At 56.1% G+C, this 20,824-nt stretch carries 20 protein-coding genes; 11 read left to right on the top strand and 9 right to left on the bottom strand.

Annotated elements, in window-relative coordinates; translation table 11 throughout:
* The first annotated feature begins 2 nt into the window (after window positions 1-2).
* The 9 genes from P8T57_RS12780 (at window position 3) to P8T57_RS12740 (ending at window position 12,108) form a co-directional block, all read left to right on the top strand.
* Window positions 3-1,439: a FecR domain-containing protein gene (locus P8T57_RS12780; RefSeq protein ID WP_341363311.1), complete on the top strand. Its 1,437-nt coding sequence runs from the start codon at window positions 3-5 to the stop codon at window positions 1,437-1,439.
* A gap of 22 nt (window positions 1,440-1,461) precedes the next feature.
* On the top strand, window positions 1,462-3,777 hold the full coding sequence (locus P8T57_RS12775; protein WP_341363310.1) for an adenylate/guanylate cyclase domain-containing protein: 2,316 nt from the start codon (window positions 1,462-1,464) through the stop codon (window positions 3,775-3,777).
* 90 nt (window positions 3,778-3,867) lie between these two features.
* The gene (locus tag P8T57_RS12770) at window positions 3,868-4,881 is read left to right on the top strand and encodes a beta-eliminating lyase-related protein (protein ID WP_341363309.1); all 1,014 of its coding nucleotides are present in this window, start codon (window positions 3,868-3,870) and stop codon (window positions 4,879-4,881) included.
* Between the two features lie 103 nt (window positions 4,882-4,984).
* Window positions 4,985-6,010, top strand: a complete 1,026-nt coding sequence (locus P8T57_RS12765) for a beta-eliminating lyase-related protein (protein ID WP_341363308.1) — start codon at window positions 4,985-4,987, stop codon at window positions 6,008-6,010.
* A 400-nt stretch (window positions 6,011-6,410) separates the two neighbouring features.
* Window positions 6,411-8,018, top strand: coding sequence for an ABC transporter substrate-binding protein (locus tag P8T57_RS12760; RefSeq protein ID WP_063093303.1), 1,608 nt, complete (start codon window positions 6,411-6,413; stop codon window positions 8,016-8,018).
* A 116-nt stretch (window positions 8,019-8,134) separates the two neighbouring features.
* Window positions 8,135-9,145, top strand: a complete 1,011-nt coding sequence (locus P8T57_RS12755) for an ABC transporter permease subunit (RefSeq protein WP_341363307.1) — start codon at window positions 8,135-8,137, stop codon at window positions 9,143-9,145.
* Window positions 9,146-9,157: 12 nt separating this feature from the next.
* Window positions 9,158-10,099 carry an ABC transporter permease subunit gene (locus tag P8T57_RS12750; RefSeq protein WP_007091185.1) on the top strand — a complete coding sequence of 314 codons (942 nt, stop codon included), beginning with the start codon at window positions 9,158-9,160 and terminating at the stop codon, window positions 10,097-10,099.
* Window positions 10,100-10,102: 3 nt separating this feature from the next.
* Window positions 10,103-11,116, top strand: coding sequence for a dipeptide ABC transporter ATP-binding protein (gene dppD / locus P8T57_RS12745; protein ID WP_114095559.1), 1,014 nt, complete (start codon window positions 10,103-10,105; stop codon window positions 11,114-11,116).
* Window positions 11,116-12,108: a peptide ABC transporter ATP-binding protein gene (locus P8T57_RS12740; protein WP_063093300.1), complete on the top strand. Its 993-nt coding sequence runs from the start codon at window positions 11,116-11,118 to the stop codon at window positions 12,106-12,108. The genes dppD and P8T57_RS12740 overlap by 1 nt, the downstream gene beginning before the upstream one ends.
* 141 nt (window positions 12,109-12,249) lie before the next feature.
* On the opposite strand, the gene P8T57_RS12735 is transcribed toward P8T57_RS12740, so the two are convergent.
* Both P8T57_RS12735 and P8T57_RS12730 read right to left on the bottom strand, forming a co-directional pair.
* Window positions 12,250-12,549, bottom strand: a complete 300-nt coding sequence (locus P8T57_RS12735) for a putative quinol monooxygenase (protein WP_037991123.1) — start codon at window positions 12,547-12,549, stop codon at window positions 12,250-12,252.
* A gap of 1 nt (window position 12,550) precedes the next feature.
* Window positions 12,551-13,585 carry an NADP-dependent oxidoreductase gene (locus P8T57_RS12730; RefSeq protein WP_341363306.1) on the bottom strand — a complete coding sequence of 345 codons (1,035 nt, stop codon included), beginning with the start codon at window positions 13,583-13,585 and terminating at the stop codon, window positions 12,551-12,553.
* 74 nt (window positions 13,586-13,659) lie between these two features.
* Between P8T57_RS12730 and P8T57_RS12725 the strand changes: the two genes are divergently transcribed.
* Window positions 13,660-14,205, top strand: coding sequence for a TetR/AcrR family transcriptional regulator (locus tag P8T57_RS12725; protein WP_007091190.1), 546 nt, complete (start codon window positions 13,660-13,662; stop codon window positions 14,203-14,205).
* Window positions 14,206-14,239: 34 nt separating this feature from the next.
* On the opposite strand, the gene P8T57_RS12720 is transcribed toward P8T57_RS12725, so the two are convergent.
* From P8T57_RS12720 to P8T57_RS12700, 5 genes are all read right to left on the bottom strand, one after another.
* Entirely contained in the window at window positions 14,240-14,887 is a 648-nt protein-coding gene (locus P8T57_RS12720) for a LysE family translocator (RefSeq protein ID WP_114095558.1), read from the bottom strand.
* A gap of 49 nt (window positions 14,888-14,936) precedes the next feature.
* Window positions 14,937-15,434: a cupin domain-containing protein gene (locus P8T57_RS12715; protein WP_297206210.1), complete on the bottom strand. Its 498-nt coding sequence runs from the start codon at window positions 15,432-15,434 to the stop codon at window positions 14,937-14,939.
* 16 nt (window positions 15,435-15,450) lie between these two features.
* Window positions 15,451-16,422: a hypothetical protein gene (locus P8T57_RS12710; protein ID WP_341363305.1), complete on the bottom strand. Its 972-nt coding sequence runs from the start codon at window positions 16,420-16,422 to the stop codon at window positions 15,451-15,453.
* A gap of 135 nt (window positions 16,423-16,557) precedes the next feature.
* A complete protein-coding gene (locus P8T57_RS12705; protein WP_341363304.1) occupies window positions 16,558-17,064 on the bottom strand; it encodes a copper chaperone PCu(A)C in 507 nt (168 codons plus the stop codon).
* Window positions 17,065-17,140: 76 nt separating this feature from the next.
* The gene (locus P8T57_RS12700) at window positions 17,141-17,614 is read right to left on the bottom strand and encodes a DUF2946 family protein (RefSeq protein WP_341363303.1); all 474 of its coding nucleotides are present in this window, start codon (window positions 17,612-17,614) and stop codon (window positions 17,141-17,143) included.
* 120 nt (window positions 17,615-17,734) lie between these two features.
* Here P8T57_RS12700 and P8T57_RS12695 point away from each other — a divergent pair, with 120 nt between their 5' ends.
* A complete protein-coding gene (locus P8T57_RS12695) occupies window positions 17,735-18,208 on the top strand; it encodes a DUF2867 domain-containing protein (protein ID WP_341363302.1) in 474 nt (157 codons plus the stop codon).
* A gap of 48 nt (window positions 18,209-18,256) precedes the next feature.
* Here the strand turns inward: P8T57_RS12695 and fumC are convergent, their stop codons facing one another.
* Window positions 18,257-19,648 carry a class II fumarate hydratase gene (fumC, locus tag P8T57_RS12690; RefSeq protein WP_341363301.1) on the bottom strand — a complete coding sequence of 464 codons (1,392 nt, stop codon included), beginning with the start codon at window positions 19,646-19,648 and terminating at the stop codon, window positions 18,257-18,259.
* 151 nt (window positions 19,649-19,799) lie between these two features.
* The gene (locus P8T57_RS12685) at window positions 19,800-20,612 is read right to left on the bottom strand and encodes a DeoR/GlpR family DNA-binding transcription regulator (RefSeq protein WP_341363300.1); all 813 of its coding nucleotides are present in this window, start codon (window positions 20,610-20,612) and stop codon (window positions 19,800-19,802) included.
* Window positions 20,613-20,824: the final 212 nt, after the last annotated feature.

The raw sequence follows: 20,824 nt of genomic DNA, 5'->3' as shown, positions 1-20,824 counted from the left end.
GGATGTCGGTATTTAAAGCTTTGGCCCTCCGTTACGCGAAGCGGGCAAGACATATGCAGCTTGCAGCCCTTTCAGGGGCGGTACTTCTGGCAAGCGTTACCATGGCACAGGCCGAACGCAGCGGTGAAATGGCGGGGGTTTCTGCTGCGGTCAGGGGCGAGGTGCTTCTGGCGCAGTCGGTTGGCGAGGTTGGTGTTCTGGTTGAAAGCGGCATGCCGGTTTACCTTGGCGACCGCATCACCACATCGGCCCATTCAGGCATGCAGATCCTGTTGCTGGATGAAACGGTGTTTACCATCGGCCCGAACAGCGACCTTGCGATTGATGAATTCGTTTATGACCCGGTGACCGGCGATGGCAGGATCGTTGCCGATATGGCGCGCGGCGTTGTGCGGTTTGTCACCGGTAAAATCCCGCTTAAAAATCCATCGAGCATGGATGTCAATCTGCCGGTCGGATCGATTGGCATTCGCGGCACCATCGGCCTGATCCGGTCGGTTTCAGCCGATGAAGCCAACCAGATCGTGCCGGGCAGTTTTGATTTTTCAAGCGATGAGAGCAATAGCGGCGAAGGCCCGCAGATTTTCATGGCGGTCAATCAGGGGCCGGGCCTTTCGCGCAATGACACCACATCGCGCCCCGGTGCCTTTGCCGTGTTTGACCAGAACGGCAATAGTGAAAACGTGACCGGCGAGAATTTCGGTGTGTTTGTTGCCAACAACAAGGTCACCGAACCGATCCGCTTCCCGGAAAGCCTTGCAACATTCGACTTTTCGCGCGCATTGGTGCGCACGGCATCGAACAGCCAGAACGAGGGCGGCAGCACAGCATCCTCCGCGTCTGCATCGGGTGGCAACAGCCTGACGACACAGCAGACCCGTCAGGCAACGACGCAAACCGGATCAACCATGGCCTCGACACTTGACGTTGCAATGGCACAGGTAAGCAGCACAAGCGCCGGGGGCAGTGTCACGGATGCCGCCACGGCCTTGAATCAGATTGAAAAAACCACGCAGAATAATGGTGGCGGTAGCGGTGGAGATGGCGGCAGCAGCGAATTCACCTTCGATGGCATGCGCCAGATCTCGTCCGGTAGTTATAGCGCAACCCAGAACGTAAGCTCTGGCTCTTTGAGCTACACCTACACCGCTCAAGTAGACTTCAGCTCTCGCACGATCAAAATTGATTTTGATAATGTCGACGACGGAAGTGCAGCATTCGCGACTTTCAAAGGGGCGGCCACAACCGGGACATACGATTTCACGTCCAGCAATGGTGCAGCGAGTTTTGGTAGCTCAAATTTCATTTATGACGGCGAGTGCACCGCAGGTGGCTGTAGTGCGTCCACCGACTTTAGCGATGCTACCAATGTTGATTTTAATTTGACGACAACGGCAAATTCCTCCGGCGCAGGCGGATCAGCAACTCTTACCCCGTAACCCCTTTTATCAGACATGTTAAGTGAGTGATCAACCAAACACACCCGGACGCCTTTCACGCGCACGCGTGACCCTGTGGCTGCATTATCTGGTGCCGCTGGCCGTGCTTCTGGTTTGTGTGGTTCTGCGCTGGCAGGATGTGCCGCTGGTCGGGCAGTTGCGGATGTCGGTGTTTGATAACTATCAGCGGATCGCGCCGCGTGCGTTCGAGGATGCGGGTGTCAGGATCATTGATATTGACGAGCGCAGCCTTGACGAAATGGGGCAATGGCCGTGGCCGCGCACGAGGCTTGCGGAACTGATTTACCGTTTGCGGCTGGCAGGCGCACAGGTTGTCGGTTTCGATATCGTGTTTGCCGAGCCGGACCGCACATCGCCCGCGCGGGTCGTGCATGACTGGCCCAAAAATGATAACAGCGACGCCTTGGCAAAACTTGCCGAAACCCTGCCTGATCATGATTTGCTGTTTGCCGAGTTTATCAATGGTGTCGGACAGGTGGTTACTGCCGCCCAACTGACATCACAGCCGTTCAGCACCCTGCCCCGGCAGGTCGGCAATTTCAGCGTTGGCGGCGAAGCCGGTCGGCATCTGGCGGATTTCATTCCGGTTCTTTCGGGGGCGACCGCGAACCTTTCGGTGATTGAGGAAGCCGCCGCCGGCAATGCGATCATTAATGTATCGCCCGAGCAGGACGGGGTTGTGCGCCGGGTTCCACTGATGCTAGCGCTTGATCACGAGGAACCGCTGATCGGCAAGCCGGTTTACCCGACGCTTTCGATGGAAGTTTTCCGTATTCTTCAGGATGCCCCGCGCACCATGAATGTGCGGCTGTCGGGGGCAAGTGGTGCAACGCGATGGACCACCGCCGAAGGCGTTGAAGCCATCCGGGTTGGCAAGGTCACCATCCCCACCGATCAATCGGGCCATATGTGGGTCCATTTCGCCGGGCACCGCGCCGAACGATATATTTCCGCCGCCGACGTGATCAAAGGCAACCTTCCCGAACGGGCCCTTGAAAACACGGTTGTTCTGATTGGCACCAGTGCGGCGGGGTTGCTTGATTTGCGATCCACGCCGCTTGATCCGGTTCTGCCCGGTGTTGAAATCCATGCCGAGATGTTAGAACAGATGCTTCTGGGCCAGTTCCTGACGCGGCCTTACTGGGCGGCCGAGATCGAGACGCTAGTCCTGTTGCTGGTGGGGCTGTTTTTCGTGCTGGCGATCCCGAAGCTTGGTGCGGTCTGGCCGGCAATCATTGGGGGCACCATGACCGTGGCAGCAGGCGGGTTTTCATGGTGGGCCTATAGCAGCCAGCAAATCCTGATTGATCCGGTATACGGCGCGGTGTCGCTGGTGGCGGTTTATCTGATTGCCAGTTCAATCGGCTTCATGCGCACCGAAGGCGAACGCAAACAGGTGCGCGCGGCCTTTGCCAACTATCTGTCACCGGCACTGGTTGAACAGCTTGCCCGCCACCCGGAACGTTTGAAACTGGGCGGGGAAACCCGCGACATGACATTGCTGTTTTGCGATGTGCGCGGGTTTACGTCCATCTCGGAGGGGTTCAAATCCAACCCGCAGGGACTGACCCGCCTGATCAACCGGTTGCTCACCCCGCTTAGCAAGGCGATTCTGGACCGCGAAGGCACCATCGACAAATATATGGGCGACTGCATCATGGCGTTCTGGAACGCGCCGCTTGATGTGCCCGCACATGCCCGCCGGGCCTGCGAAAGTGCGCTTGCGATGTTTGATGCGCTTGAACACCTTAATGCGCGCCGTGCAGAAGAAGCGACCGAGGAACGCCAGGACTATCTGCCGCTCAATATCGGGATCGGGATCAATAGCGGCAATTGCCTTGTCGGCAATATGGGATCCGATCAGCGGTTTGATTATTCGGTGCTGGGCGATGCGGTCAATCTGGCTTCAAGGCTTGAGGGGCAGTCAAAAAATTACGGTGTCGGCATTGTCATTGGCGAGGAAACGGCAAGACAGGCGGCGGATGGTTTCGCCATCCTTGAGCTTGATCTGATTGCCGTGAAGGGCAAAAGCGAGGCGGTGCGCATCTTTACCCTGCTGGGCGACAGTACGATTGCCCATAGCGCGGAATTTGCCGACCTGCGTGACCGCCATATGCAGATGATCCAGAGCTATCGATTGCAGGATTGGGATGGTACGGAACGGCTGATTGATGAATGCATCGCCCTTGCGACCGACATGATCGGGCAATTTGACCTTGCCGGGCTTTACGGGCTTTATCGTGATCGCATTGCGACATTCCGTGCAAACCCGCCACCGCCGGACTGGGACGGTGTTTTTGTCGCGACCAGCAAATAAGCCGTTCCCTTGCATTTCAAATGCGATCAACCGAAGCTGAGTATCCCGTCACCTAAAGCCCCTGCCCCACCTTAAAGAACCGAGGCCCCGATGAATTTTTCGTCTGATAATGTGTCACCGATCTGCCCGGAAATCCTTGCCGCGATTGGCGAGGCCAGCGATCCCGCCCTGCCCTATGGCGCGGATGCGGCAAGCCAGCAGCTTGATCACGCCTTTTCGGACCTGTTTGGCACGGAGGTCGCGGTGGTGCCGGTAGCCACGGGGACGGCGGCCAATCTTGTCGGGTTGTCGGCACTGGTATCGCCGTTTGGCGGGGTGGCCTGCCATCATCAGGCGCATATAAACCGAACGGAATCGACCGGGGTGGCATTTTATGGCAATGGGGCAAAATTGATGACCATGGACGGGCCATCGGCAAAGCTTTTGCCCGAGACGCTTGATGCGTTTTTAACCCGCGAAAACACCCATGGCATGCATTCGGTTGATCCGGAATGTGTGGCGATCACGCAGGCGACCGAATTCGGCACGATCTATGACGTTGATGAAGTTCAGGCGATTGGCAGGGTTGCCAGGGCGCATGGCATGAAGTTTTTCATGGATGGGGCGCGATTTGCCAATGCGATAGCAGCCCTTGGCTGCCATCCGGCGGACATCACCTGGAAGGCGGGGCTTGATGTTTTAAGTTTTGGCGCGACCAAGAACGGGGCGATGGCGGTGGATGCGATCATCCTGTTTGACCCGTCATTGCGCGCAAGGGTCGAAAAGGCGCGCAAACGGGGCGGGCATCTGTTTTCCAAGCATCGTTATCTCGCGGCACAGCTTCTGGCCTATGTGAAGGATGATCTTTGGCTGCGTAATGCGCGCCATGCCAATCAGGCCGCAAGCGCCCTTTGCCAGTCGCTTGAAACCCTTGGCGCGCGGGCAGCCTTCACCCCGCAGGGTAACGAGCTGTTTGTGCATATGGATGATGATCTGGCCGAACGGTTGCGCAAGGCCGGGCTGGTCTTTCGGCCATGGCCCGCGGTCGGGCCGGATGCGTTTCGCTTTGTTAGCGGCTGGAACAGCCCGATTGAGGCAATCCGCGCGTTGCCCGAAACACTATAGGCATCATTGCCATTCAAACGGATCGCATGTGATAAAGGGTGGCCGGTTGGCGGAATGACGCCCGGCCCCGTATTAACGCCACCACAAGACACGGACCCGTTCGATGAATTTTGCCTCTGACAATGTATCGCCCCTGTGCCCGGAAATCCTGGCCGCCCTCGAGCACGAAGCCCACGGCAATGCGCCTGCCTATGGCAGTGATGACACCAGCCAGCAGCTTGACGCGGCCTTTGCCGAGCTGTTTGACAGGGAAGTGGCCGTTGTTCCGGTCGCCACCGGCACCGCGGCAAACTGCATCAGCCTGTCGGCACTGGTATCGCCGTTTGGCGGGATCGTTTGCCATCACGAGGCCCATATCAACGAAGATGAAAGTACGGGCGTTGCGTTCTTTACCGGCGGGGCGAAGCTGATGCCGGTTGATGGCCCGGCGGCAAAGCTTGAAACCGACAAACTTGATGCCTTTCTGGCAAGCCGGGTTGATCGCGGGGTTCATTCGGTGGCCCCGGAATGCGTGGCGATCACGCAGGCGACCGAATTGGGCACCGTTTATTCCGCCGATGAAGTTGCCGCCATTGGCGCGATTTGCAAAAAGCGTGACCTTCGGCTTTTCATGGATGGGGCACGGTTTGCCAATGCGGTTGCCCATCTGGGCTGCCACCCGGCGGATATCACATGGAAGGCCGGTGTCGATGCGATCAGCTTCGGGGCGACCAAGAACGGTGCGCAGGCGGTTGATGCGATTGTCCTGTTTGATACGTCACTGCGCGGCAAGGTCGAGCAGGCCCGAAAGCGCAGCGGGCATCTGTATTCCAAGCATCGTTATCTGAGCTCACAACTTCTGGCCTATGTGAAGGACGATCTTTGGCTGCGCAATGCGCGCCACGCCAACGGGGCGGCCAAAACCCTTTGTGACATGCTGGTTTCGCATGGGGCAACATTGGCGCATGCCGCTGATGGCAACGAGATTTTTGCAAATATCCCCGCCGAACTGGCGCAGAAAATGCGCGATGCCGGGGCGCTGTTTTATCCATGGCCGTCATTGGGGGCGGATGTTTATCGATTTGTGACGGCGTGGAACACGGAAATCGCGCAAATCAGTGAGCTTAATGATCGCATTGCGCGCAATTGATCGGCGCAAGGGGTTCCGTGATCAAACGAATCTAGAAATTTCAAGAAGATAGATCGGATGGAAAAGCACGTTAGCTTTATGTGTTTTTCCGTTCGGTCATGTATAGACACGAAAAAAATGCACGGCTCCCATACCCGATTGTGGGGGACAATTTCATAAAAATAACAAACACTTGACATAAATTCATCATTCATTCGATCAGATCGTCCTACGTAAAACCCCGCAGGAAACGTTGACGATACCCAGAAACCCTGATTATTTTCCCTCGTCGATTGCCAACATAAATGTTGGATCGGGTAAACCCGCCCGTCTATTTGCGCAAATTGCAATGCATGAGCCGTTCAAGGCCAGCAGCCACCTGTGCAGATTGTTCGGGCCAGCCTTGAGGGAGGCATCTTATATGAAAGCGAATTTCGTCAAAGCGGCGATCGGTGCAGGTCTGCTTGCAGCGACTGCGCTTGCTGCTCCGACTGCCGCTTCGGCAAAAACCCTGGTTTATTGCTCGGAAGGAAGCCCGGAAGGCTTCAACCCGCAGCTTTACACCGCGGGTACCACCTTTGACGCCACCTCGCGTCAGGTCTTCAACCGTCTGGTACAGTTCAAGCGCGGCACGACCACCATCGTTCCGGGCCTTGCAACCAGCTGGGACGTATCGGCCGATGGCACGGAATACACCTTTAACCTGCGTAAAGGCGTTAAATTCCAGACCACCGATGCCTTCACCCCGACCCGCGATTTCAACGCAGACGACGTGATCTTCTCGTTCCGTCGCCAGTGGGACAAAGAACATCCGTACCATCCGGTTTCGGGTGGCGGTTACGAGTATTTCAACTCGATGTCCATGGGCGAACTGATCAAGGACATCGTCAAAGTTGACGATTACACCGTCAAATTCGTTCTGAACCGTCCGGAAGCACCGTTCATTGCCAACATGGCGATGGATTTCGCATCCATCCTGTCGGGCGAATATGCCGATCAGCTGATGGCTGCCGGTACGCCGGAACAGATCGACCTGAACCCGGTCGGTACCGGCCCGTTCCAGGTTGTCCAGTATCAGAAAGATGCGGTCATCCGTTACAAGGCGTTCCCGGAATATTGGGAAGGCAAGGCACCGATCGATAACCTGATCTTTGCCATCACCCCGGACAGCACGGTTCGTTACCAGAAGCTGAAAGCCGGTGAATGCCATGTCATGCCGTACCCGAACCCGGCTGACCTGACCGCGATGGAAGCCGATGGCGACATCAACCTGATGAGCCAGGAAGGTCTGAACGTCGGTTATCTTGGTTATAACACCCAGAAAGAGCCGTTCACCAATGTCAAGGTCCGTAAGGCCCTGAACATGGCGATCAACAAGGCTGCGATCATCGAAGGTGTTTATCAGGGTGCAGGCGTTGCCGCCAAAAACCCGATTCCGCCGACCATCTGGTCGTACAACAACGATACCGTTGACGATCCGTATGATCCGGAAGCCGCCAAGAAGTTGCTGGCAGAAGCCGGTTATCCGGATGGTTTCACCACCGATATCTGGGCCATGCCGGTACAGCGTCCTTACAACCCGAACGCACGCCGTATGGCTGAACTCGTTCAGGCTGACTGGGCTGCGATTGGCGTGAATGCCGAAATCGTTTCCTACGAGTGGGGCGAATATCTTGATCGCACCAAAAAAGGTGAACAGGGCAGCTTCATGCTCGGTTGGACCGGCGATAACGGCGACCCCGACAACTTCCTTGCTGTTCTGCTGGGTTGCGATGCCGTTGGCAGTGCGAACCGTGCACAGTGGTGCAACGAGGAATTCGACAGCTTGATCCAGCAGGCGAAAACCACTGCTGATGTTCTTGAGCGTACCCGTCTGTACGAAGAAGCCCAGGCCGTCTTCAAACGTGAAGCACCGTGGGCAACCATCGCGCACTCGATCGTTTTCGAACCGATCCGTAACGAAGTTGTCGACTACAAGATCGATCCGTTTGGCGGTCACATCTTCTACGGCGTCGATATCAAAGAATAACACGCCCCTACACCTTGCCGAGGAGGCCCGGTTTTCCGGGCCTCTTTGCAATTCCGCAATAGAGAGAGACGTCCGCCCGCAGGCCCGCGCGCGGATGCCAAAAAAGGCCCAATGGCATGTTAGGTTTCCTTTTACGCCGTTTGGGTGACGTCATACCGACTTTCTTTGGCGTTACCATTCTGGTGTTTCTGATGATTCACCTGATCCCGAGCGACCCGATCCAGATGCGCGCAGGTGAACGCAGTATCGACCCCGAACGATACGCCGAACTGCAAAAGGAATATGGTTTCGACAGGCCGCTTGTTGTTCAGTATTTCGATTATCTGGGCGGTGTGTTGCAGGGTGATCTTGGTGAGTCCTTTGTCACCAAACGTCCGGTGATCGAAGAATTCGCGACCCTGTTCCCGGCTACGATCGAACTGTCCGTCGCGGGGATTCTGTTTGCGATCATTATCGGTTTGCCATTGGGGGTCATTGCCGCGATCAACAGGGGAAAGTGGCTTGACCACCTGACCATGAGTTTATCGCTGACCGGATATTCGATGCCGATTTTCTGGTGGGCGCTGCTGTTGATCATGTTCTTTTCGACAACGCTTGGCTGGACACCGGTTTCCGGTCGCCTGTCGATCATGTATTACATCGAGCCGACCACCGGTTTCATGCTGATCGATACGTTGCTTAGCGATGAAAAAGGCGCGTTTCTCAGTGCGCTCCGTCATCTGATCCTGCCGACGATTGCGCTTGGCACCATTCCGATGGCCGTGATTGCGCGTATGACGCGGTCCTCGATGCTTGAAGTTCTGGGCGAGGAATATATCCGGGTGGCACGCGCCAAGGGCCTTGCCCCGATGCGGGTGATCATGGTCCATGCGCTGCGCAATGCCCTGATCCCGGTGATTACGGTGATCGGCCTTCAGGTCGGTGTGCTGTTTGCCGGTGCGATCCTGACTGAAACCATTTTCTCGTGGCCCGGTATTGGCAAATGGATTGTCGAGGCACTGAACCGCCGCGATTACCCGACCATCCAGGGCGGCATCCTGATGATTGCCTTCGTGGTTATGGCGGTCAATCTGTTCGTCGATCTGATGTATGGGGTGATCAATCCCCGCATCCGGCACAAGCGTTAGGGGGCACGGGAAATGACAAACCAGAATACCCAATCAACCACCCCCGAAACGGCAGCAGCCGAAGCGGCGGCAGTGGAAGACCAGAAGATCAACCCGCCAAGTCCGTTCATGGAAACGTGGAATTATTTCCGCAAGAACCGTGGTGCTTATGTTGGCCTGATCATCATCTGCTTTATCCTGTTCATGGCGGCATTCGCCCAATGGGTTGCGCCGTTTGATCCGATTGCACAGGACCGCACCGCGTTCCTGAAACCGCCGATCTGGATGGAAGGTGCTGATCCGCGCTATATCCTTGGCACGGATGCGGTTGGCCGCGATATCCTGTCGCGCCTGATCCACGGTGCGCAGCTTTCGGTGACCATCGGCGTATTCGTCGTGATCATTTCGATGGTTGCCGGTATCGTTCTTGGACTGGTTGCCGGATATTTCCGCGGCTGGATCGAAGTCGGCATCATGCGCTTGATGGATACCATGCTGGCCCTGCCCAGCCTGATCATGGCGATGGCGATTGTCGCGATCCTCGGCCCGGGACTTGAAAACGCCATGCTGGCGATTGCGATTGTCCAGTTGCCGCATTATGTGCGCCTGTCGCGTGCCTCGGTGGTATCCGAACTGAACAAGGAATATGTCATCGCATCGCAGATTGCCGGTGCCGGTCATATGCGCCAGATGTTCGTCAATATCCTGCCGAACTGCATGGCGCCCCTGATCGTTCAGGGCACATTGGGTATTTCCAGTGCCATCCTTGATGCTGCCGCCCTTGGCTTCCTTGGCCTTGGCGCACAGCCGCCGCTGCCGGAATGGGGTACCATGCTGGCCGAAGCCCGCGAATTCGTGGGATCGGCATGGTGGGTGATCACCTTCCCCGGCCTTTGCATCCTCGTCACCGTGCTTGCCTTCAACCTGATGGGTGATGGTCTGCGCGATGCCCTTGATCCCAAGATGAAGCGGTAAGTCATGGCTCTTCTCGAAGTTAAAAACCTGACAGTCGAGTTCGGCTCCGAAGACCGGCCGTTCCGTGCTGTTGATAATGTAAGCTATTCCGTTGATCGCGGCGAAGTCCTTGGCATCGTCGGGGAGTCGGGGTCGGGTAAATCCGTATCCTCGCTTGCCGTCATGGGCCTGATTGACTACCCCGGTCGTGTCACCGCCGACAGCCTGACCTTTGACGGTCAGGACCTGCTGACGATGTCGCCTGGCAAACGCCGTGCGATTACGGGCAAGGATATCGGCATGATCTTTCAGGATCCGATGTCGGCCCTTAACCCGTGTTTCACGGTCGAGGCCCAGATCATGGAAGCCCTGAAAGTCCATGAGGGTGGTTCGAAGAAAGAACGGCGTGAACGTACGCTTGACCTTCTGAACCAGGTTGGCATTCCCGATCCGAAATCACGCATGACCGCCTATCCCCATCAGCTTTCGGGCGGGATGAGCCAGCGTATCGTGATTGCGATGGCGATTGCGTGCAATCCGCGCCTGCTGATTGCCGATGAACCGACCACCGCCCTTGACGTGACCATTCAGGCCCAGATCATCGACCTGCTGCTGAAATTGCAGGACGATAGCGACATGGCCCTGATCCTGATCACGCACGATCTGGCACTGGTTTCCGAAGCCGCGGATCGCATTCAGGTGATGTATGCCGGTCAGCTGTTTGAAAGTGGCCCGGCGGACAGCATCTTTGCCGCCCCGCGCCATCCCTATACCCAGGCGTTGCTTGAGGCATTGCCGGAACGCTCCGAAGGCCATGACCGCCTGCGCACCATCCCCGGTGTGGTTCCCGGCCAGTATGACCGCCCGGCGGGCTGTCTTCTGGCGCCGCGTTGCCGTTATGCCAATGATCGTTGCGTTGTCGAACGTCCCGATGTTGGTGCCTATAACGGGCGCGATGTGCGTTGTTTCTATCCGCTTGACGACCGCGGCCAGCCAACCGGCCAAAACACCGGCCAAAACACCGGGGAGACCGTGTAATGAGTTTTCTTGATGCAAAACCCGGTGTTCCGCTGCTGGAATCCGATGATCTTGTCCGTCACTATGAAGTCAGCCGCGGCCTTGGCAAACCCAGTGCGATGGTCAAGGCGCTTGATGGTGTTTCCTTTACGCTGGAAGCCAAAAAGACGCTGGCGGTTGTTGGCGAGTCCGGTTGTGGCAAGTCCACACTTGGCCGTCAGTTGACCCTGATTGAAAAGCCCAGTGCCGGACAGCTTAAAATCAATGGCGAAGCGGTTGGTGATCTGAGTGACAAGGAAGCAAAACTGTTCCGTCGCACGGTTCAGATGATCTTCCAGAACCCTTACGGGTCGCTGAACCCGCGCAAGAAAGTCGGTCAGATCCTTGGCGAGCCGGTGTTGCTTAACATGGATCTGGGCCGCAAGGAGCGCGAGGAACGTGTGCGCGAAACCATGGCCAAGGTTGGCCTGCGCCCCGAATTTTACGGGCGCTATCCGCATATGTTTTCCGGCGGGCAGCGTCAGCGTATCGCGATTGCGCGTGCGCTGATCCTTGAACCGAAAGTCATCGTCGCCGATGAACCGGTTTCCGCCCTTGACGTGTCGGTGCAGGCACAGGTTCTGAACCTGATGATGGACCTGCAGGAAGAGATGAATGTCGCCTATGTGTTCATCTCGCACGATCTTTCTGTCGTTCGCCATATTGCAGATGACGTCATGGTGATGTATTTGGGGCGCGTCGCTGAAAAGGGACCGACCGAAGAAATCTTTGCCAAGCCGCTGCATCCCTATACAAGGGCGCTTCTGGCATCGGCACCAAAGATCGATCCGGCGCATCGCGTCAAGGCAGAACCGCTTACCGGTGAACTGCCTTCACCGATCAATCCGCCGTCGGGCTGTGCGTTTCATAAACGCTGCCCGTTTGCGACCGACCATTGCGCACAGGTTCGTCCTGAATTGCGCATGTATGAAGGCCGCGAGGTGGCGTGCCATCGGGTCGAAGAAATCGCCTGACAACAGGCGATCACCCGGATATCCGGGTAGACAAGGGAGCAAGGGGGCGCGCTTTTATAAAGCTGCGCCCCTGAGCCTTTCAGGGTCACAAGAAAGCCCGCAAAGGCTTTGCTTGCTGTATGCGAACCCTGAGAACAAAACTCAGCCCAAGAATGTTTCTTCGTGCGTGGCCTGATATTGCTGTATCCCGCTTCTCATCCTGCCTTGCCAGTTATGCACGAAGTCTAAAACCTCTGGTGTTTCAAGATGGGCTTTCAATGACGATTGATCGCGCCAACGTTCGGCAATCACGAGACGCCCCGGGCACGCCGCATCAGGATTAACCGCATAAAAAAGACAGCCTTTTTCGGGTGTTGCATTGCGCGCGATCACCTGAACGTCGGCGATGAACTGATCAATTTCATGTGGATCAACATGAATGTGCCCCATCAGGATGATCATGTCATTCCACCACAAGCACGATCTTGCCCTGAATGTGCCCTTTGGCTGCACGTTCATGAGCCTTGCGGGCATCAGCAAGCGGGTATGTGCTGTCGAGCACGACGCGAAGTGTGCCGTCACTCAGCAGACCGGCAAGCTCCGCCAATTGATCGCCGTTCGAGCGAACCTGCGTTGCCGATACCGTAATGCCAAGCTTTTCGGCTTCTTCGTGACTGGAAAAGCCCAGCGGGAACACCGGGAAAAGGGCACCACCCCGTTTGATCGTGGGCAGGAAACGCCCGGCGGTCGGTCCGCCAAGGGCATCAATCACAAGATCAAGATCCCGCACGACGTCTTCGGGTGGGGTTTTCGTATAATCGATAAATTCGTCAGCCCCCAAGTCGCGCAGAAGCGCCTCGTGTTTGCCAGACGCAACCGCGATGACCCTGGCACCTTTGAGTTTTGCGACCTGCACGGCAAAATGCCCAACACCACCGGCAGCGCCATTCACCAGAACGGTTTTCCCCGAAAGTTCAACCGGCTTATGCTGATAGGACTGAAGCGGATTTGGTTCGTCATGTCCCAGATCAACCAGGAACTGCCAAGCGGTCAGAAGCGACATTGGTACCCCCGCCGCATGCACATGATCAATCCCGTCCGGCTTGGGTGCTGCTTCCGATGCAGGGACCGTGACATATTGCGCATAGGCCCTGCTTCCCCCGGCAAGACCCGACGGGAAACGAACCATGGCGTAAACGTCGTCTTCTGGCGCAAAGCCGATAACATCATCAGCAACGGCGTCGACGACACCTGATATGTCGGTTCCAAGTATGACCGGGAAGGATATTTGCGGTTGCCATTCCGGCGGAAGCATCCTGTAGCCATCACGCAGATACCAGTCGGGGGGATTAATCCCGACCGCGTGCACCCGGACCCTTATTTCACCCGGTCCCGGATCAGGTATCGGCGCGTCCTCGTAGCGCATGACCTCGGGCCCGCCGAACGCGTGCTGACGGACCGCCTTCATCATCTTTGGCATCACTGCTTCTTCTTTCATCGCATATATGCTATCCATAATCGGAGCACTGATCCGCATTTATGGAGCAGTGCTCCGTTTGTCAAGAGGAACATATGCGAGCCGACGCAAAGAAGAACTACGAACATCTGCTTGCCATCGCGCGGGAGGTTGTCAAAGACCAGGGTGCGGAAGCATCTTTGCGCGACATCGCCCGCAAAGCCGGGGTGGGACTTGGTACGTTGTACCGACATTTTCCAACGCGCGAGGCACTGCTTGAAACACTGCTTCGCGAGAGCTTTGACGGGCTGAAAGAATCAGCGCGCGAACGCGAAACCGCAAGTTCGCCGGATGATGCGCTGGTATCGTGGTTACGTGATCTTGTTGCGTGCGCGAACGACTATCGCGGCGTCATTGCCGCGATGGTGGCCGCCATTGAGGATGAAGAGTCCGCACTTCATGCGTCGTGCGTTACCATGAAAGCCGCAGGGACAAGGCTTCTTGTCCGGGCACAGGAAAAAGGCGTCGCACGCACCGATATTGATGGCGGAGACCTGTTTGCGATGGTGGGCGCACTTGCCTGGCTTGGCGATCAGCCATCATCGGCACCACGTGCGGATCATCTGTTCAATGTCATCACCAGCGCCATCCTGAAAAAGTGATGGCCGGGACCATCACATCCCAAAGCAAAGCGGATCAGGCGCTACTACGCGTGCGGTCCGTCAGGGCCAGCAGCACCCCTGCGGCGATCAAAAGGCTGCCGCTGATGCGGTTGAGCCAGCGCATGTGGCGGGCGGAACGGATCAGCCCCTTTACCTGCCCGCCGACAAGCCCGTATCCGAGAAGGACACAGGCCTCCATCGCGATGAAGGTCACCCCCATGATCGCAAATTGCGGGCCATATGAACCGGCCTGATCAAGGAATTGCGGAAAGAAGGCGGTAAAGATCAGGATCGCCTTGGGATTGCCGATTGCGGTCAGGAATTCCGTCCGGGCCAGTGACATCGCACCGGGATGGGCGATAAAGCCGACGCTATCACCGGGAACCTCGGGTTCGGCAACTTTGGTTCGCCAGCTTTTGAGGCCAAGATAAACCAGATAGATCGCCCCACCCCATTTGATGATCATGAAGGCGGTTTCGCTGGCGGCAAGCACCACGCCCAATCCCATCGCGGTTACCACAATCATCAGAGCAAAAGCCAGCAGGCGGCCCGCGCCGCCAATGGCGGCTGACGCAACGCCGTGACGCGCGCCATTGAACATCGCGAGAAGATTATTCGGTCCGGGGGCCATCGAAAGCGCCAAGGCCGCGCCGGAAAACAGCAACCATGTATCGAGCTGCATTTCGGGAAGTCCTGTGAAAAATGGGTGACCGGCTGATTGCGCCCGAAATTCAGTCGCGCGTCAAGGCGGCAATCATCGTTGCCGCAGCCGGCCATTTCGACGACAGGTCCGCCCGTTTGCCCATGGCGAAATCGGCAAAGTCAAAACCGGGTGCCACCGTACAGCCCAGAAGGGCAAATTTGCCACCTTGTTTCAGGCGCGCGCCCTGCCAGACATTTTTCGGCACGATCATTTGCGGTTTCTGCCCTGCCAGCAGGTCATTGCCGATTTCAACCAGCCGATGACTGCCATCGGCATAAAGTTGCAGCTGTTCGACCGGATCGCCAAGGTAATGATGGAAAATCTCGTCACTGGTCAGGATATGCATGCCTGAGAAGGTATCGGGGGTCAGCAGGTAATAGATCGCGGTCCCCGTTGATCGCACGCCAAGATACCGGTTGCCTGGATTGCAGGTTTCCAGCGCGCGGAATGTTTCGGCGTAAAAGCCGCCTTCGGGATGAGGTTGCAGGCCGAGTTTTTCGATCAGGCTTTCGATATCGATTCCCATTTTACAACCTTTCCATTCAGTGCGGGACGATGACCTCTTCTACCGGTTGGAACCCAGTGGTCTTTTTGAAAGACATCTTATGCAAGAAGTTAGTCATCGCATCAGACGGATCAATCGACTGCAAGTTCAATTTTGTTAAGGTTGCACCGACAAAATACACACTGGCAATATTCTGTTTCTCAAGGTGTCCCGTTGCTGGGTTCAAAAGCTGATCTGTGGCATTCACTACTACCCCAGTAACAGGGATTAAATTTAGAACTTCTCGAGCGACCCTAATCATCGCAGAGCAAACATAGTCCTGATATAAAAGATTAAATTCGCCTTTCGGCATTTTTCTCTCGGAAAGGGCACCTGATTGGCGCAGCGAATATTTTTCGTCAGGGACTATCTCGTCTCCATGCACATTCAAGTCAACGAAGACTTTTCCGCCATCCTCGAATCTGAATGAAAGGTTTGTTCCTATATGTTCAATATCACTAAATTTTCCGTAGTTTTTGATGATGCTAGCCATAGTCTTGGCATCGCCAACTTCCAGCTTTTTTGCATGATCTAAGTCTTTTTCGTATTTAGCGAGCGCCTTCTCAAAATCTTTCTGATCTGCCAGAAGGTTATCCTGATCCATCTGACGCCCAGTTTGAATATTTTTTTCGAGGTTCTCTCGGCGCTTTTTCTCTAAACCAAATAATCTGTGAAATAGATTTGGTCGAAAACTCTCCAATTTGAGGCGCGCTTTTTCTTCATTTTCTGATGTACGCACAGGAGGTATCGGTTTGCTTTGCTTTTTGAGGCCAGACCAGTCGATAGGCTTTACACATACACGCTTATGCAAACTCGTTATCTCGCGGATATACGTTTCATAATTGTCTACATCATTCTTGGCATCCTCAAGCTGCTGTAATTTGGCAGCCAGTTTCTGCCTACGTTCACCTTCTCTCTGCGCTCTTCTTGAAGCAGCAGCGACTGATCGCAACGTACCTTTCCACCCCATAGCCATCTCCCCTTAAATGCAATTTAAAGGATATATGGCTCGAGAACACACCACCAGAGAAAAAAGGGGAACGGTGCAAACCGTCCCCCTGGTATTTTCTGTATCGGTGGATTGATCGATCAGTGAAATCGCGGCCTAGTGGCCCTTGTGTTCCTGATCGCCCATTTTCATGTTGCCGTGATCCATCCCGGCATCACCATGCGGGCCTTTGGACATGGTATCCATCACATCAATGGTCACCGGCACGTCGCCCGCCTTTTCAAAGGTCAGGGTCACGTCGATTTTTTCACCTTCGACCAGCGGCTTGTGCAGGCCGATCAGCATGACGTGATAGCTGCCCGGTTTGAACAGTACTTCGCCATGCATCGGCACATCGATCCCGCCTTCGACCGGGCGCATCTTCATGACGTTGTTTTCCATGATATGCGTGTGCAGTTCGGTTTTATCGGCCAGATCGGATTTCACCCCGACAATGCGATCCGCCATGCCGGCATTTTCGACCGTCAGGAAGGCCGCGCCATTTGGCACCTTGCCAAGCGATGCCTTGGCCCAGGCATCCCTGATTTCGATATCGGCGGCAAACGCCTGGGTCGCGGCAAACAGTCCGGCCAGGGTCGCAATAACAGCAAACAGTTTTTTCATGATCTTTGTTTCCATCCTTGTCCGGTGCGGATTGGTTGCATCACACCGGTGATTTGATTTCGGGTGTATCGGGAAATCAGATGGAATGCGGGGGTGCGCGGGAATAGCGCGTGCGCGGCACGGTGATCGTGGCGGCAAGCAGGCGGGCTTGCGCATATTCGGCATCATGGATGATTGAAACCGGCGCGCCAAACGGCACGTCCAGACTTGCCATCGCCCCATGATGGGACGCGCATAGCGAACAGAAACCATGACCGGCAGAATGCCCGCCGGAATTTTGTGACGCGGCATCGGGGCCGACGTCGCCAAACGATACCGCACGCACCCCATCCGCCGTGCAGATGAAAATCAGATCGCCACCGGGGGCGGCATTGGCCCCGGTAATGGCGGTTACCCCAACGCCATTGGCACCGCCATACATCGCGCTTACGAAACCCGACTGCGTCACCCCGGTCATCAGGATGACGAATGCCAGCATCCAGACACGCAGGAGTTTGCCCGCAGCCCGGATATTCATATGTGACAGCATCGGTTTGGTACGAATACGCATGGATTGGGTATGCCTGAATTTACCCCCCGCGACAATGAGATATATCATTGCCGCGGGGTGACAATTGGGGCACGATCACCGCCGAAAAAGCTGGCGCAAGCTGATCGAAAGGATACGTTTTTGCCGCATGCAATGGCTGTTCCGATATCCCTGCCCCATCCCGCGATGATCGACGCCGATTGGGCGGACAGTTTTGCCATCACGACTGACGATCCCGACATCATGCCCGAACAGGCCGCGCAAAAGATCATGGATGGCAGGCCGGTCTGGATGGGCTATCTGTTAGCACTGCGCAATGTGATGGTCGGGCCACTGGGGCTTAAAACCGGGCCGGAATCAGACGCCGATGTGATTGGGCTTTTCCCGGTGATCGAACGCGGTGACGGTTTCATCGTGCTGGGTATGGATGACAGGCATCTGGATTTTCGTTTGACGGTCGAGGTCGAAAAATTCCAGTGCGGGCAGACGGTGATCCGGTCAACCACCCTGATCCGGCGGCACAACATGCTGGGGCGGATGTATCTTGGCACCATCATGCCGTTTCACAAGGCAATCGTGCCCGCGATGCTGAACGGCGCGTTTGCATCACCGTAAAGGCAAAAAAACGGGCCGGTCAAAACCGGCCCGCATCATCCCATCAAATCAGATCATATCGCGTGCGCGGACCAGTTCATCGAACTTTGCCCCGTCAAGGAAGCCAAGGGCGATGGTTGCTTCCTTAAGGCTGCTGCGATCCTTATGCGCCTTTTTGGCGACGGCGGCGGCATTGTCGTAACCGATATGCGGTGCCAGGGCCGTCACCAGCATCAGGCTTTGTTCGACATAGTGATCGATTTTTTCCTGATCGGCTTCAAGACCGACAACGCAGTTATCGGCAAAGCTGACCGAGGCATCGGCAATCAGACGGATCGATTGCAGCAGGTTATAAATGATCACCGGCTTGAACACGTTCAGATCAAGATGACCGTTTGAACCGCCGACCGTCACCGCAACATGGTTGCCGATGACCTGGGCACAGACCATGGTCAGGGCTTCGGCCTGGGTCGGGTTGACCTTGCCCGGCATGATCGATGATCCCGGCTCGTTCGCGGGCAGCACCAGTTCACCAAGCCCGCAACGCGGACCGGAACCCAGCAGGCGGATATCATTGCCGATCTTCATCAGCGACGTCGCCAGCACGTTCAGCACACCCGACATCTCGACACAGGCATCATGGGCGGCAAGGGCTTCGAACTTGTTGGCCGCCGTTTCGAATTTCAGGCCGGTGATATCGGATACCTGTTTGGCAAATTCGACGTCAAAGCCCTTTGGCGCGTTAAGGCCGGTGCCAAGGGCAGTACCACCCTGTGCCAGTTTGCGAAGCCGCACCAGCGCATCATCAATGCGATCAAGGCCAAGGGCGATCTGGGCGGCATAACCCGAAAATTCCTGCCCCAGGGTCAGCGGCACGGCATCCTGCATATGGGTGCGGCCAATTTTAACGATATCGGCAAAGGCTTCGACCTTGGCATCCAGCGCGCTTCGAAGGTGGGCAAGGGCCGGTTTCAGGTTTTCTTCGATCTCGACCACGGCGGCGATATGCATGGCCGCCGGGAAACTGTCATTGGACGACTGCCCGCGATTGACATGGTCGTTGGGATGAACCGGATCGCGTTTGCCCATCGGCTTGCCAAGGATTTCACACGCACGGTTGGCGATGACCTCGTTGGCATTCATGTTGGTCTGGGTACCACTGCCGGTCTGCCAGACGACAAGCGGGAAGTGATCAAGCAGCTTGCCATCGGCGACTTCGCGCGCGGCGGCCTCGATGGCTTTGGAAAGGTCTGCATCCAGATTGCCAAGGGCAACATTGGCGCGTGCAGCCGCAAGTTTCTGGATACCGAATGCCCGGATCAGCGCATCGGGCATCCGTTCGCCCCCAATGCGGAAATTCTGTTTTGATCGCTGGGTCTGCGCCCCCCAATACCGGTCCGCGGGCACATCGATGCTGCCCATGGTGTCCTGTTCGGTGCGGGTGGTCACTGGATTGGTCACGATAGAAATCCTCCGTGTCAGAAAACATACTGACCGGGGCGGGAACCCGGCTGGCAATTATCTTTTGCCGTTCCCGAATATGGGCGCAAATGATCGTTCGCGCAAAGTCACTGTGTTGAAAAAATGCAGTTTTATCGTCAGCGATAAAATATCAGCCGGCGATTGCCCCCTGATCTGCGGAAACATTGTCCTGCCATGCGACAATCTGAACGCCGATGCGATCCAGATGGGACAGCAGTTTTTCAGGCGGCAAACGATCCGTGATCACCCCGGTCAGGGCTTCAAGCGGTGCGATGTTTTCAAGGTAACGCTGATCAAATTTGGTGTGATCGACCATCAGCCAGGTTTCATCGGACCGTTCCATCATCGCGCGTTTGACCGCGACCGCACGACGGTTAACGTCACTGAACCCCTGCCAAGCAACGCCCGATGCACCGATAAAGGCCTTGTTGGCGTGGAAACGACGCAGGAATTCGACAGTATCATTGCCGTAGACCGCATTTTCACGCGGATCGAACTGCCCCGGACACATGATGACATCGTCAATAACCGCCTGTTCGCCCATGCCGTGCACCACCGCATAGCAATTGGTCAGAACCGTGCGCCGCAATGCGCCGGGGTTCTGGGCCATATAGGGGGCAAGCTGGCTGACCGTGGACCCGGCATCGATCATGATCACATCGCCCGGCCGGATCATGTTGCCCGCCATGATACCGATCCGTTCGAACCCGGCAACCGCGGTCATCTGGCGCTGGGCCAGATCGGGCTGATGGCCCATTGGCTGCGCGGATGCACCGCCAAATTCGCGCTTGATCAGGCCATCGTCGCTTAGAGCGTCGAGATCACGGCGAATTGTTTCAGTTGCCACATCGAATCGTTCCGCCAATGTGGCAACTCTCACATGCGGATGAATTTGCAGTTCCTGAAGAATGCGCTGCTGCCGTTCCTTTTTTCCGATACGCAAAGAGCCTCTCTCCCCTGAATAGCCTAGCCCGCACCACTTTTGGATAAGGTTAGCAGTTATTTTTGTAACCGATTGTTACAGTTTTATGTTGCTTTTCAAACTTTTTGCCACTTTATAATGTTGATAAAAGCAACAACAAAAACAACAAAACCACATTTAAAACCGGCATTAAGCCCGCGTTTACAGGGAAGAAAGGTTCTGTCTCATGTTTT

This window comes from Thalassospira sp. SN3W, from assembly GCF_038070535.1.
Lineage (GTDB): Bacteria > Pseudomonadota > Alphaproteobacteria > Rhodospirillales > Thalassospiraceae > Thalassospira > Thalassospira xiamenensis.
Note: the sequence above shows the minus strand (reverse complement) of the source record. Positions and strands in the feature narration are given on the sequence as shown.

What these genes read in the sequence shown, in the direction of transcription:
- P8T57_RS12780 (WP_341363311.1), top strand. Translation starts at nt 3, where the DNA reads ATGTCGGTATTTAAAGCTTTGGCCCTCCGTTACGCGAAGCGGGCAAGA.
- P8T57_RS12770 (WP_341363309.1), top strand. Translation starts at nt 3,868, where the DNA reads ATGAATTTTTCGTCTGATAATGTGTCACCGATCTGCCCGGAAATCCTT.
- P8T57_RS12765 (WP_341363308.1), top strand. Translation starts at nt 4,985, where the DNA reads ATGAATTTTGCCTCTGACAATGTATCGCCCCTGTGCCCGGAAATCCTG.
- P8T57_RS12760 (WP_063093303.1), top strand. Translation starts at nt 6,411, where the DNA reads ATGAAAGCGAATTTCGTCAAAGCGGCGATCGGTGCAGGTCTGCTTGCA.
- P8T57_RS12755 (WP_341363307.1), top strand. Translation starts at nt 8,135, where the DNA reads ATGTTAGGTTTCCTTTTACGCCGTTTGGGTGACGTCATACCGACTTTC.
- P8T57_RS12750 (WP_007091185.1), top strand. Translation starts at nt 9,158, where the DNA reads ATGACAAACCAGAATACCCAATCAACCACCCCCGAAACGGCAGCAGCC.
- dppD (WP_114095559.1), top strand. Translation starts at nt 10,103, where the DNA reads ATGGCTCTTCTCGAAGTTAAAAACCTGACAGTCGAGTTCGGCTCCGAA.
- P8T57_RS12740 (WP_063093300.1), top strand. Translation starts at nt 11,116, where the DNA reads ATGAGTTTTCTTGATGCAAAACCCGGTGTTCCGCTGCTGGAATCCGAT.
- P8T57_RS12735 (WP_037991123.1), bottom strand. Translation starts at nt 12,549, where the DNA reads ATGATCATCCTGATGGGGCACATTCATGTTGATCCACATGAAATTGAT.
- P8T57_RS12730 (WP_341363306.1), bottom strand. Translation starts at nt 13,585, where the DNA reads ATGAAAGAAGAAGCAGTGATGCCAAAGATGATGAAGGCGGTCCGTCAG.
- P8T57_RS12725 (WP_007091190.1), top strand. Translation starts at nt 13,660, where the DNA reads ATGCGAGCCGACGCAAAGAAGAACTACGAACATCTGCTTGCCATCGCG.
- P8T57_RS12720 (WP_114095558.1), bottom strand. Translation starts at nt 14,887, where the DNA reads ATGCAGCTCGATACATGGTTGCTGTTTTCCGGCGCGGCCTTGGCGCTT.
- P8T57_RS12715 (WP_297206210.1), bottom strand. Translation starts at nt 15,434, where the DNA reads ATGGGAATCGATATCGAAAGCCTGATCGAAAAACTCGGCCTGCAACCT.
- P8T57_RS12710 (WP_341363305.1), bottom strand. Translation starts at nt 16,422, where the DNA reads ATGGGGTGGAAAGGTACGTTGCGATCAGTCGCTGCTGCTTCAAGAAGA.
- P8T57_RS12705 (WP_341363304.1), bottom strand. Translation starts at nt 17,064, where the DNA reads ATGAAAAAACTGTTTGCTGTTATTGCGACCCTGGCCGGACTGTTTGCC.
- P8T57_RS12700 (WP_341363303.1), bottom strand. Translation starts at nt 17,614, where the DNA reads ATGCGTATTCGTACCAAACCGATGCTGTCACATATGAATATCCGGGCT.